The organism is Paenibacillus baekrokdamisoli, assembly GCF_003945345.1.
GTDB lineage: Bacteria > Bacillota > Bacilli > Paenibacillales > Paenibacillaceae > Paenibacillus_Z > Paenibacillus_Z baekrokdamisoli.
In genome coordinates this window covers 3,046,882-3,059,840 of sequence record NZ_AP019308.1, presented here as the reverse complement: position 1 = coordinate 3,059,840, position 12,959 = coordinate 3,046,882, and the positions used below count along the sequence as shown (strand labels likewise).

Below are 12,959 nucleotides of genomic sequence, written 5' to 3'. Positions count from 1 at the left end.
CCTTAACGAATAAGCCCAGTTCCTTCAATTTTAACAACAGCATCAACCTCGAATTTCAGTTCTGGATAGATAGACTTCCAGTCCTTCCATGTTTTTTCACTGCCTCTATGAGTAGCTCGGTAGCGAAGTCCAAAGCCGAATGGATCAACGCCTGCTTTTTGAATCTTGAGAAGCAGGCGTTCCGCTTTTTTGGCTACCTGTTTATTGAAGCTCGCCTCTAATTTAGTCCAATTCCAATCATATACGCCCATGGGGGCTTCCTCGAAGATTCCTTTTATCCGAAGATTCAACTTTACGACATGAGAGCCGTCTTTTTCTTGAATGATTTTATAGTTGGATTTTATATTTCCGACTGAAAGCACCAGAATGCTCCCCCTTATCTTCGCGGTGACGGTGGATTTAGCGTACTCGTTTCTAATTTGGTTAAACAGTTCCGTTTCATTTGGGTTTAGTGTCAGAACGAGTTTGGATTTGTTTAATAGACCCAGCTTTGTTATGACATAGCCTTCTGGCACGCCGCGCATAATAGGAAGCACTGGATCCAGTCCTTTTTCTCCCACACTGCGTGTAAAATCAAAAAGAAATTGTGAGATGATATAAGACGATTCCGTTCCATCCTTGCCGAATAAGAGAAAGATCATATTGCCAGAGTAACGCTCGGTCTTTGGATTGATTTTCATAATCGATTTTGCGTCTGGTGTACCGATCGCCAAGTGGGCTACATTCTGTACATCGCGGCGTCTGCCTAGCCAGTTTAGCAATTCATTATAGTCATGCTTCGCAAACTCATATCCAAGTAAATAAAGCTTGCAATGGCCAAAATCCAGCTCTTTATCGACATGTGATTTTATTAGTCTGACTGCTTCGGCAATGGAAGGCGCTTTAATGGTTTCTATTTGTGTAATGGCAGCACCCGGTTCAATCTTAGGTGAAGTAACGGCAAGACGAAGCGTGATAAGATACCCTTTTCCATCGTTTTTGGGCTTATCAATCCCCATCGCAACAACAAAGAAACGTTTGTCGATATCTTTAAAGCCGCAGCCAGCTATCATATTCGCCAGAAGAATGAGTACTGCAACTAGACGAAGTGATTTATAGGTCATACGGAAGGCTTCCTCCTTTTGGTCCGAATAAGGATGAACAGGAAAATGACTGTTCCAACCTCGATGAACATGCGGAAGATCAGCCAGTAGATCGAGATATAGAAATTCTCCTTTTCATCGAACAGCTCGGAGTAAGACAGCGTGATTATGGCGAATACACCTGTAACGATCCAATTTATTAAAGGCGTATTATGCTTTCCAGATTTTGGATCCCGTTTTTTTGGCATGCAGCTCTTAACAAACTCCATGGCCTGATGCCAACCGGAGGTTGTGTATATAAGGGTTAGATTCAAATATAGCAGCAAGAAGAAGAAGATAACCCGCTCAATGAAGCCGTAACTCATCAGCATCGAATCAGACGTTACACTCCAAAGGTACAAATAGTCATCGACCGTTTCCGTTCCATGGAAGCCAATAGGTACAAAGAACGTAATGAGTAAAATAAGCGTTCCAAAGGCCGGAATCATCCAACGATGGCGAAGGCGAAAATTCGCTGGAGCGAGCCGATTGTAGATGGCCATATTAATATAGCCCGTGAACACAAACGTCGCAGCTGCAAAGGGACGAAGCTTAGGCGATTCTCTCCAATAATTGGCGATGGTGCGAATGGCATCCCAATCGATCGCATTACTTCGAACGGCTTTAATCAGCAGGAAGGCGAGTAATGGCATATTAATGATTAATCCCATCTCGATTACGAACATGACCGTTAAAGAGGAGCGACTAGCTGTATACACACATACAAGCACCATAAATAAGAGGACAACAAACGGGCTTGTGTCCGGGTTAAAGAATCGATTGATTAGCACGGCATAGGAGACAAGCGCAATGGAAGATGCAATCAACCACATGACGGCCATGAAAATCAAGAGCGCGATGGTAAAGGGTCTAGGCAGGAACTGATCTAGAATTTCCGGTAATCCCTGGCCAGGAAACTTTCGCAAGATGTTGGTGAATACGATAGCAACTGTACTTCCTACAGCAGCAGCAAGCACCATCGATGTAATGGCCCCGTCATAACGGTAAAGAACTAGAATATGCGGGACGAAAATCAATAAATTTAAGAGACTGACGAGAAATACGTTGTAATAGAAATAACGGTTCATGGCTTGTTCACCTGTCCAATATCACCGACATGATGAGTCGTTTTACCGAAGAATCTAAAGTAAGGCTTACCAAAGCTTCTTAAGTCCGCCAAATACACAATGTACACGAATATGCCTATGGTTACTCCAGTAATGCCAAAGAAAATGGCAGCTGCAATTAATGGATATTTCAAGAAACGGATCGAGGAAGACATATTGTTAACAGGTACGACGAAATTTGAGATTGCTACGACCGACGTAACAATAATCATGATACTGCTGACTAATCCGGCCTGCTGAGCGGCTTGTCCGAGAATCAATCCGCCAACTGTTGTAGCTGTTGAGCCAATATATTTGGGCAGACGTACGCTCGCCTCGATAAGTGATTCAATCATGAAGAGCATAATCATTACTTCAATGAAAGACGGGTATGGCACAGCGGCTCGGCTTCCCGCAATGGAGAACGAGAGCTGAACGCGGAATATCTCTGGATTATACGAGACAATAGATACATAAAGAGCAGGCAGCGTTATCGTCAGAATAACACCTGTGTATCGAAGAAAAATCAAGAATCTTGTCATCCAAAAGGAGTCGTAATCATCATCAACTGCATGCATGAAGTCATAGAAGGTCGCTGGTAAAATAAGCGCAAACATAGATCCTTGCATAATAAGTACGACTTTACCCTTCTGTATTTGGTAGCATATCCGATCGGGGCGCTCGCTGATCATCATAGTCGGGAATAGCTTGTAATAATCTCCAAGCTCTCGTTCGAGCTGACCGGTCGCTGTTAGAAAATCGATTTCGATGGAGAGCAGCTTCTCTCTGACGGCACTCAGCACATTAGGATCCACTCTGCGGCTGTCAAATATGATTTGGACGCGAGTTTTGGACATGGAACCGAGTGTCTGTTCTTCTATGGAAAGCTCAGGCGATGGATAACGATTACGTATGATGTTGATAGAATCGATCAAATCTTCACTAAGCGCGACCTGCGGGCCGAGGATAGCGGTCTCTACGGTCGTCTGCGGATTCACATTACGAATGATACGAGCCGCATCAAGCGAGTAAATCTTATCATTCAAATGAATGAGCACGAAGCCGCGCAGAAGCGTATCTCCCCATTTTGCAGGATCCTCAAGTAAATTAAAGGATGGATTCTGTTTCAAAATTTCATCGAATGGCTGCGTATGCTTCATGAATGGAACGAGAATATAGTCGCTCACTTTACTTTCATCACATAGCGTTGAGATATAAGCGACCTCAATAATGAAGTTGTCATTATTAACGCGATACGTGGTGAGATCTTTAGCTTGCGCGAATAATAGGTCAATTCGATTCAACATGATTCTTATCCTCCTAAAAGTTTTCCGTAGGAAAACTGGCATCGAAAGCGTAAACTTTAAGTTTTCCGCAGGAAAACTGGCTTCGAAAGCGTAAACTTTAAGTTTTCCGCAGGAAAACTGGCATCGAAAGCGTAAACTTTAAGTTTTCCGTAGGAAAACTGGCTTTAAAGCTAGCTGGATTAGTATGGAACAAGAGGAAGAAAATTATGCCACTCAAAAGAGCTTTTTGCCATAATGACCGTCATTGCAGTACAATTAAAGGCATCATAGGTATGGAGCAGTAGAAGGAGGAACTTACTTGACAGCATGGTACGAGCGGAGCTTTGGCTCTGATTATATGATTGTTTATCGCCATCGGAATTGGCAGCAGGCAGAGACTGAGGTACAGCGTATGGCCAGTTGGCTGGCACTCCCAGATGGGGCATCTATTCTCGATATTGGTTGTGGAATGGGTAGACATGCGCTAGCGCTCGCTAATTTAGGGTTTCATGTGACGGGAATTGATCTGTCTAATGCCTTGCTAGAAAAGGCCAGAGAGCATAACATAGAGGGTTTAATCGAAAAGCTTGTCCAAGGGGATATGCGCGAGCTGCCTTTCGAGGATGGTCAGTTTCAAGCAACGGTTAATCTGTTCACGTCCTTTGGTTATTTCCCAGAGGAGTCCGATAATTCCCGTGTTCTAAAGGAGATACGCCGAGTTTTGCAGAAGGACGGGCGGTTTTTGATTGATTTTATGAATGGCGCTTATGTGAAAGCGAATCTTGTCTCTCGATCGGAACGTATCGATGAGGAGTCAGGCCTACATATTGAAGAGGTTAGAGCGATAGAGAATGACTGGGTAGTGAAAAAAATCAATATCGGTCCAGTCGGTAAGAATGAGGAATCCCGCAGTTATGAGGAGCGTGTCCAATTACTCCCTTTAGACTGGTTTAGAGGAGCGCTTATTGAAGCCGGCCTTACTCTTGAACAGGTTTTCGGGAATTATGAAGGCGATGCTTATGATGTGGAGAGATCGCCAAGAATTATTATGGTAGGGAGGGTTTCTGCTTGACCGAACAGGGCTTAACCACCGCTGTATGGTGGCCAGGAGAGATCATGCAGGTCAAAGTGCCGCTGCCTTTTTCATTGAAATGGGTAAATAGTTATTTGGTGAAGGATGAGAAGGGGTACACACTCATTGATCCTGGACTGCATACTTCCGAAGCTTTAGATACATGGACTGCTGTTTTAACTAATCATCACATCGAAGTGGATCGCATTCATACCATTCTGCTAACACATCAGCATCCCGACCATTATGGTCTAGCTGGCTGGTTTCAGGAGCGTACAGGTGCTCTTGTACTTCTATCACGACAATCTTATGCCTATGCGCAGAGACTTTGGGGAGAAAATCGTTCTTTCGGATCCGATTTAACATCGCTCTATGCTCAGCATGATACGCCCAAGTCTGTATTGGATCAAATCGATCCACATCTGGAGAGCTTCGTAGAGAAGGTTTCTCCACAGCCGACAGTGACCTTTATTGAAGCGGGGCAGACCCTAATGATTGGCGGATATGGTTATCAAAGTATTGCTGCGCCTGGTCATGCACGAGGTCAGCTATGCTTTTATTCTCCTGAACGTCGATGGATGTTTTGCGGCGATCAAGTGCTGCCGAACATTACACCGAATATTAGCGTCGTTCCCGGCGAGGAAGAGGATCCTTTGCAGCAGTTTCTTGATAGTCTAAGGCAGCTTAGACTCTATAATGTCGAGCTTGCTTTTCCAGGCCATAGGGATCCTTTCTCAAATTTTGAAACTCGAATTAATGAAATTATAGAGCATCATGATCGCAGGTTAGATGCCATGCAGAAGCTGCTTGAAGAAAAGGCTTATACGGGCTTCGAAATGTGCGAGAAGCTGTTTGGAGCGCGGATTGCCGGTAACATTCATCAATTTCGCTTCGCGATGTCGGAGACATTAGCGCATCTCTTTCATTTGGAACGATTAGATCGTATTACGGCTGAAAAGCAAGCAGGTATTATGACTTATAGAACATGATTTATAGGAGAATCGATCCTATCAACGATAGGTAAATGCTGGTATAATGAGTGGGATTGTGTTTGAATCCTGCTCTTTTCTTTTATATCCTACTCGTTTCTAAAGGAGCTTACTTTCAATGTTTGTATCACGTTCAGAATCGCATCAGCATAATAAAAAACGCAAGTCACGCCGAATGAAGCGGCTTGTCATTATTAATCTCTCCATGCTAGTTATTATTGGCGCACTAGTTATTATTTATTTTTTCATGAATACGGACGGAACTAAAAAGCAACCCGATGCATCAGGCACCGTAAAGCAGCAGGATAATGGGGATGCTCCCTCGGGTAATGGAGCCAATCCTACCAAGGAGGATGACTCTAGTAAGAAAGATGCTGATAAAGGAGAAGATGGTTCGTCGAATCCTAGTAATAAGGGCAACGAAAACATCCCAGATAAGGGTACAGACAAAGGTTCGGACAATGGCCCGAACAATGGCCCGACAGACAACAATGGTACAGGCACGAATACTGGCACAGATACAGAGAATGGCAATAATACAAACAATGGCGGTAATCCTTCCGTGGAAGGTGAGAGTAAGGTAACGTTATCCTTTGTTGGCGATATTTTGTTAGCGGCTTCGGTTGATAGTCTGATGAAGAAGAATGGCTACGAATATCCATATGCAAAGGCCTTGCCTTTTCTAACGAAGCCAGATCTCATGGCGGCTAATCTGGAGACCCCCATTACCGAGCGCGGCGTGCCTGCAACCAATAAATCCTTTGTGTTCAAGGGTTCGCCAAAGTCTCTTCCGGCACTCAAGGAAGCTGGATTTGATATTGTTAATCTAGCCAACAATCATACTCTTGATCAAGGGGTAGAAGGGCTGCTGGATACCGTTGATTATCTCAATAAAGTGAGTATGCCCAATATAGGAGCTGGACATGATGATGCGGAAGCATTCAAGCCAGTTATTCTGGAGGCGAAGGGTATAAGTGTTGCTTATATTGGGCTGACAAGAGTGGTTCCGGTTGGCTCTTGGAAGGCGGAGAAGGATCGTGCAGGAGTTGCAGAGACCTATGATGCGACAAGAGCCTTGAAAGCAATCAGAGAAGCGAAGCAGCAAGCAGATCTCGTTATTGTGATGGTGCATTGGGGCATTGAACGATCCGATAATCCCAATGCAGTCCAAAAGCAATTAGCACATGCCTATATCGATGCTGGGGCAGATTTAATTGTTGGCAGTCATCCGCATGTCCTGCAAGGATTTGAACGCTATAAGGGGAAATGGATTTCGTATAGCCTTGGCAATTTTATTTTTAATATGACGGCAACGGATAAAACGAAGGATACGGGGGTTCTGGATGCTGTTTGTACGGCAAAAGGGGATTGCTCCCTTCAGTTCCATCCCATGCGTGCTGTTAATTCACAGCCGAACCCGATTGAAGGCGATCAGGCAGTTCAGCTTCTGAAGCGAATATCCAGTATTTCGATTCAGTCAACGCTGGATAAAAACGGCTTTATTAAAGCGAAGGAGTAGACAAATGAGCGATATCACCCATTCCTGTGTAGCTCATCGCGGTGCTTCCGGTCTTGCACCTGAGAATACAATGGAGGCATTTCGTGAAGCTTTAGCTTTTCCATATGTAGAGTGGATTGAACTAGATGTGCAATTGTCCTCTGATGGTATTCCTGTTGTTATTCATGATGATATGTTGAAGCGGACGACCGACGGATCTGGTCGTGTTGCTGACTTCACTGCCAAGCAATTATCAAGTCTGAATGCAGTGAGCTGGTATTCCAAGCAGCTTCCAGCGGAGGGAATTCCATCGTTAGAAGAGGTACTTGATGCGACTATCGGGCGCTGCCGACTCAATATCGAGCTGAAGACCTATGGAGGTCGCTATCCGGGACTGGAGCAGAAGGTCGTGGAGCTGCTCTATAAGAAGGGATTGCAGCATGATTCTGTACTTACGTCATTTGATTCCGGGGCGCTGCAAACCGTTCGTCAGCTGTCGAAGGATATAAGAACGGGTCTGATTACTGATTTAGCGCCATGGACACTTCTAACCGATTTGCAGCGATTAGATGCCAGCTTCCTATCGATCGGATATGCCAGCATTTCTTCGGCATTGATGAAGACCATGCAAGATGCTAACATAACCGTCATGGCATGGACGGTTAATGACATCGCGATGATGAAACGACTGACCAAGCTTGATCCGACGATATTAATTTGCACGAATTATCCTGACCGCTTCGGACAAGCGCTGAGGGAGCTGCATGAATAAAGAGAATCGGCTATCCCCTCTTGAGGAATAGCCGATTCTCTTTCTATATGGTGCTGTTAATCTACGTAATTCTCACGTACTTCTAGAATTTGAGGCAGATTGTCCATAAACACATCGACAAGGTCAGGGTCGAAATGGCGGCCGCGTTCCTCTTCGAACAGTGCTAAAATACGGTCGAGCTCCCAGGCCTTTTTGTATACACGTTCACTGCCCAGCGCATCGAATACATCGGCAATTGCAGTGATACGGCCATAAAGATGAATGTCCTCACCGCTAATACCTCTTGGGTAACCTGTTCCATTCCATTTCTCATGATGCTGATGAGCGACGATAGCGGCTGTCTTGATAAGCTCGCGGCTAGAGGATTTCAATAGATTATATCCGATATCCGTATGAGTCTTCATGTTATTGAACTCTTCTTCCGTCAGCTTGCCAGGCTTATTGAGAATAGCATCAGGTATCGCTACTTTGCCGATATCATGCATGGGTGAAACCATCTTCAGCTGCTCCGCTTCATGGATGCTCAGCCCATAACCTCGAGCTAGGATGTAGGAATATTCCGCAACCCGCTTAACATGATTGCCGGTTTCCTTTGAACGGCTCTCCCCGATCTGACCCATAACAAAAATAATCTCTCGCTGCGTAGCCATGATTTCCTCATGCAGCATGACGGATTCGAGCGACTTGCCTGCATAGGAAGCAGCCAGCTTCAATTGTTCTAAGTCATGCTCGGTAAAGACAGCATTCGGTGTTAATTTATTTATAGCTTGGTAAGCGCCGATAATTGTACCGTCATTACCAACGAAAGGTACGGTTATAATGGACTTCGTTCGATACCCTGTGCGACGATCATTCTCTGCATTATGGCGGACATCGCTATACGCATCATCAATTAATAGAGGTTCTCCAGTCACAACCGTATGGCCGACAAAGCCGGTCCCAAGCGGAATGCGAATCTCATTAACTCCATGTGCAATTGTTGTGAAGAGTTCGTCTCGTGTATGGTCAATCAGCCATACTGTACAGCGATCAGCCAATATCATTTCACGGCCCATATCGGCCATTAAAAGTAGAACGCTGTGCAAACTGCGCTCGCTGCCTATCTTAGCTGTATACTCAAAGATAATGCGTAGAAGCTGCTCAGGTGTCCGCTCATTCACAGCAGCGGAGGGTATAGAAGCTGCGTCGTTCTTTTTGTGCATAAGGGCAACGACACTCCTTGTTCGACAGTTTTTCCTCTATGTAGTCGTTTATAGTTAATACTACAGTAAAGCATGAACGCTGCAAAGCATGAATTCGGTATTTTCTGATTATTTGTAAGAGAATTATGAGAAAGGAGAGATGATTATGGAGCATTGGATTACAGAATGGTGGATCAGGTTTTTTATAGGCGCAATCGGGAGTTCATTTATCGCTGTAGTGGCTTATCGGCTGCGCTCTTTATCTCTATCGGGTGCTTGGTCAGCGATAGTTATGGGAACCTGTTATGTTACACTTGGTGACCCTATGTGGTTCAGTGTCCTGCTCGCTTTTTTCATCTCCTCCTCCGTTTGGTCGAAGTGGAAACGGCATCACCGGACGAAGCGGAAAGCCGAAAGCACTTACGCGAAGACCGGCCGTAGAGACGCCCTTCAGGTATGGGCGAATGGTGGTTTAGGTCTTGTTCTGTGTGCAGGGCATGCATGTTGGCCAGGGGCTGGCTGGCTCTATGCTTTTGTTGGTGTCATGGGAGGAGTGAATGCCGACACATGGGCCACCGAGATCGGAGCGCTAAGCCGCACCGCGCCGCGTGCGCTGCTTAGCGGCAAGGCTGTGGCTCCAGGCACGAGCGGCGGCGTTACGCCGCTCGGCAGCGCCGCTGCTCTTATTGGCGCTGTGTTCATCGGCGTAATTGCTGCGCTATTGGCTCCTGCTGGGGTGACATCTGGCGGGCTCATTGCTGCGGCCGCAGTGGCTGGCTTCGCAGGCGCATACGCTGACTCGCTGCTCGGCGCGACCGTGCAAGCGATGTACCGCTGCAGTATCTGCGGAAGCGAGATGGAGCGCGCAGAACATTGCGGTGTCGCTGCCCTACGAATACGCGGCTGCGCATGGATGACCAATGATGCCGTGAACCTAGTATCTTCAGCCATCGCCGGTTTGTTGGCGTGGGCTATTGGCTTAATCTTTTACGGATAAAATAATGACTGGTAACGAGGGAACGGTAATGCGTTCACAACCTAGGAGAGTCATGTAGAGTACGCGGTAATTGATAAAGCAGGGCGTCTGCAGATTCCTTCAACCTATCTGCAAGCTGATGAATTCAAAGAAAAGAACAAAGTTCATGTTGAGATGGAAGAAGGCCGAATTATTCTCTATCCTCCGGATAAGTAGATCTAAATCTTATTATTCATGTTTAATTCATAGTTTACAGCTTGGAATTAAAAATATATACTAAGGATAGATTAGATGCTGGAATATGAGATCTCTTTTCGACATTCAACATTAAACATGAACATGGAGAGTGAGAAAATTATGCCCAAAGTAGTCATTATCTCAGGTAGCCCCAATCCCATCTCGCGATTAAATGGCATTGTAGACCATATTGAAGAAAGACTTGTATCTCTCGGACTGGACGTTAGATTCCTTCATGTAGCCTCACTTCCAGCTGAGGATTTGATTCTAGCCCGCTTCGACAGCCCGTCTATTGTGGAAGCGAACCGAATTGTAGCAGAAGCAGATGCGATTGTTATTGCTAGTCCAGTTTACAAAGCAGCTTACACGGGCGTTTTGAAAACTTATTTGGATTTACTTCCTCAGAAGGGTCTAGAAGGAAAGGTCATCCTTCCATTGTTCATTGGAGGCACGATTGCACATTTACTTGCCATCGATTATGCGTTGAAGCCTGTGTTATCCGCCTTATATGCAAGACATATTACAGCTGGTGTCTATGCAGTAGATAAACAAATTACAAAAACGGAAGATGGCTCATTCATTCTTGAAGAAGAGCTGATTCTACGCCTTAACGCAGCAGTTGCTGGGTTTGTGGAAGCGACTGCGCTCTTTGCACCTGAAGTGGCGCCGCAAACATAGCCCGTAGATCCCTTGCATCCTTATGGAAAAGAGCTGGATGCAGTGGCATTCTGATTTCCGGCAGCACCAGCAGATCATGAGGGTAGCGTTTTATTGAAGAGCACACAAAAAAGAGCAGCGATTCCTCATTACTGGATTCGCTGCTCTTTTTGTTATCCTTACATCTTCTTATTTTGTTAGCTGTTCCATTTGCTCGATGAGATTCTCGAATACGCTCATCGCTTGCTCGATTGGCTCTGGTGTCGACATATCGACGCCAGCTTTTTTTAGAATATTGATGGAGTAGTCACTGCCGCCGCTCTTCAAGAAGCCAAGATAACGCTCAACTGCAGGAGCGCCTTCCTCGAGAATTTGTTTCGAGAAGCTTGTAGCTGCGGAGAACCCGGTCGCATATTTGTATACATAGAAGCTTGTGTAGAAATGTGGGATGCGGGCCCATTCCATTTCAATATCTTTATCAATAACCATTCCTGTTCCATAGTATTGCTTGTTCAGGTCATAATAGATTTTGCTTAATTCTTGTGGAGTCAGCGATACGCCTTCTTCGGCTTGCTCATGGATGATTTTCTCAAACTCAGCAAACATCGTTTGACGGAATACGGTCGTCCGGAATTGATCTGCGTAATAGGTGAGCAGATACATTTTTTCCTTCGGATCCGTTGATTTCTTCAGCATGTAATCCATAAGGAGAGCTTCGTTAAGTGTAGATGCTACCTCAGCCAGGAAGATCGTATACTGGGCATCTCGATAGTCTTGATTGCTATCCGAGTAGTAAGAATGAAGCGCATGGCCCATCTCATGGGTAAGTGTAAACATGCTGTTCAAGTTATCTTTATGATTCAACAGCACATAGGGATGCGTGCCGAACGCGCCCCAGCTGTATGCACCGCTGCGTTTGCCTTCATTCTCATAGGTGTCAATCCAGCCGTTAGTAAAGCCTTGATTCAACACTTTTAAGTAATCTTCACCTAGTGGATTCAAGCTTTTGCTAACGGTAGCTTTTGCTTCATCAAACGTAATATCCATTTTGAATTCATCGACAAGCGGAGCAAATAGATCATACATGTGAAGCTCATCAACCTTAAGCAGCTTTTTCCGCAATTCCATGTAGCGATGCATCAAAGGGAGATATTTATGGATCGTATGAATCAGGTTCTCATAAACTTCCTTCGGAATGTTATCACCATAAAGGGACATTTCCAACGTAGATGGGTATTTACGAGCACGGGAATAGAAGGTGTTTTTAGTGACGTTGGCGCTAAGTGTTGCTGCTAGGGTGTTTTTCAGTTTGCCGTAGGTTTCGTACATCGTTTTGAAGGCTGCCTCGCGAACCTCGCGATTTTTGCTTTCGAGGAACTGTATGTAACGGCCTTGCGTCAATTCTACCTCTTCGCCATTCTCGTCTTTGACCTTTGGAAACTTAAGATCGGCATTATTGAGCAAGCTGAAAATCGTGCCTGGCGCTTGACTAATATTACCGACTTGTGCGAGCAGTGCTTCTTCTGATTTGGACAAGATATGCGCTTTCTGGCGACGCATTTCTTCTAGCGTGTGGCGATATTTGGCAAGCTCCGGATTGTTGATCAAAGCTTCTAAATCTTTATCTGAGAGACTGAGCACCTCTGGTGTAATGAAGGAGAGTGCCTCTCCAGTTTCAACGCTAAGCTTTTTTGATTTATCGGAGAGCGCCATATAAGTGGGCTCAGCTGTGTCTTCATGATGCTTCATATTGGCATAGACATAGAGACGCTCAACATGAAGTGATAGCTCATCTTCAAGCTCGAAGCAAGCTTTAAGCTGTTTTGGATCAGATAGCTTTCCTTCAAAGGCATCGACTTGCTTCATTTGTTCCTTCGCCTTCGCATAATCCTTGTCCCATGCGGATTGATCCGCAAATAAATCGGTAAGCTTCCAGTGGTACTCAGGCGCGGTTTCAGAACGTTTAGGTAATTGGCTCATCGAAATCCTCCTCGGTTGATGCTTTATAGTGGTTGAGGCTGCTGAATCGGGTGCTGTACGATAAGGGGCAGTGCCAGTAACTGG

The 12,959-nt window shown here is 45.3% G+C and carries 11 protein-coding genes; 6 read left to right on the top strand and 5 right to left on the bottom strand.

The genetic code is table 11. The features are described from left to right. Nucleotides 1-2: 2 nt before the first annotated feature. From EKN16_RS13850 to EKN16_RS13840, 3 genes are read right to left on the bottom strand one after another with little or no spacing between them, the layout of a single operon-like run. On the bottom strand, nucleotides 3-1,103 hold the full coding sequence (locus EKN16_RS13850) for a Ger(x)C family spore germination protein (protein ID WP_125658005.1): 1,101 nt from the start codon (nucleotides 1,101-1,103) through the stop codon (nucleotides 3-5). Continuing rightward, nucleotides 1,100-2,209, bottom strand: coding sequence for a GerAB/ArcD/ProY family transporter (locus EKN16_RS13845; RefSeq protein ID WP_125658002.1), 1,110 nt, complete (start codon nucleotides 2,207-2,209; stop codon nucleotides 1,100-1,102). The genes EKN16_RS13850 and EKN16_RS13845 overlap by 4 nt, the downstream gene beginning before the upstream one ends. Next, the gene (locus EKN16_RS13840; RefSeq protein WP_125657999.1) at nucleotides 2,206-3,534 is read right to left on the bottom strand and encodes a spore germination protein; all 1,329 of its coding nucleotides are present in this window, start codon (nucleotides 3,532-3,534) and stop codon (nucleotides 2,206-2,208) included. The genes EKN16_RS13845 and EKN16_RS13840 overlap by 4 nt, the downstream gene beginning before the upstream one ends. Nucleotides 3,535-3,832: 298 nt before the next feature. Between EKN16_RS13840 and EKN16_RS13835 the strand changes: the two genes are divergently transcribed. The 4 genes from EKN16_RS13835 (at nucleotide 3,833) to EKN16_RS13820 (ending at nucleotide 7,844) form a co-directional block, all read left to right on the top strand. Next, nucleotides 3,833-4,585 (top strand): class I SAM-dependent methyltransferase, encoded by a 753-nt coding sequence (locus EKN16_RS13835; RefSeq protein WP_232016416.1) that lies wholly within the window; start codon nucleotides 3,833-3,835, stop codon nucleotides 4,583-4,585. Then, complete coding sequence (locus tag EKN16_RS13830) at nucleotides 4,582-5,574, top strand: MBL fold metallo-hydrolase (protein WP_232016414.1); 993 nt, start codon at nucleotides 4,582-4,584, stop codon at nucleotides 5,572-5,574. Before EKN16_RS13835 ends, EKN16_RS13830 begins: the two co-directional genes overlap by 4 nt. Before the next feature lie 118 nt (nucleotides 5,575-5,692). Next, the gene (locus tag EKN16_RS13825; RefSeq protein WP_125657997.1) at nucleotides 5,693-7,093 is read left to right on the top strand and encodes a CapA family protein; all 1,401 of its coding nucleotides are present in this window, start codon (nucleotides 5,693-5,695) and stop codon (nucleotides 7,091-7,093) included. 4 nt (nucleotides 7,094-7,097) lie between these two features. Continuing rightward, nucleotides 7,098-7,844: a glycerophosphodiester phosphodiesterase gene (locus tag EKN16_RS13820; protein ID WP_221226769.1), complete on the top strand. Its 747-nt coding sequence runs from the start codon at nucleotides 7,098-7,100 to the stop codon at nucleotides 7,842-7,844. A gap of 56 nt (nucleotides 7,845-7,900) precedes the next feature. On the opposite strand, the gene EKN16_RS13815 is transcribed toward EKN16_RS13820, so the two are convergent. After that, entirely contained in the window at nucleotides 7,901-9,046 is a 1,146-nt protein-coding gene (locus EKN16_RS13815) for an HD domain-containing phosphohydrolase (RefSeq protein WP_125657994.1), read from the bottom strand. Between the two features lie 145 nt (nucleotides 9,047-9,191). Between EKN16_RS13815 and EKN16_RS13810 the strand changes: the two genes are divergently transcribed. After that, entirely contained in the window at nucleotides 9,192-10,022 is an 831-nt protein-coding gene (locus EKN16_RS13810; protein ID WP_125657991.1) for a DUF92 domain-containing protein, read from the top strand. A gap of 336 nt (nucleotides 10,023-10,358) precedes the next feature. Next, a complete protein-coding gene (gene ssuE / locus EKN16_RS13800; protein WP_125666241.1) occupies nucleotides 10,359-10,916 on the top strand; it encodes an NADPH-dependent FMN reductase in 558 nt (185 codons plus the stop codon). A gap of 168 nt (nucleotides 10,917-11,084) precedes the next feature. Here ssuE and pepF read toward each other — a convergent pair whose 3' ends face one another. Next, nucleotides 11,085-12,875: an oligoendopeptidase F gene (pepF, locus tag EKN16_RS13795; protein ID WP_125666239.1), complete on the bottom strand. Its 1,791-nt coding sequence runs from the start codon at nucleotides 12,873-12,875 to the stop codon at nucleotides 11,085-11,087. Between the last annotated feature and the right edge of the window lie 84 nt (nucleotides 12,876-12,959).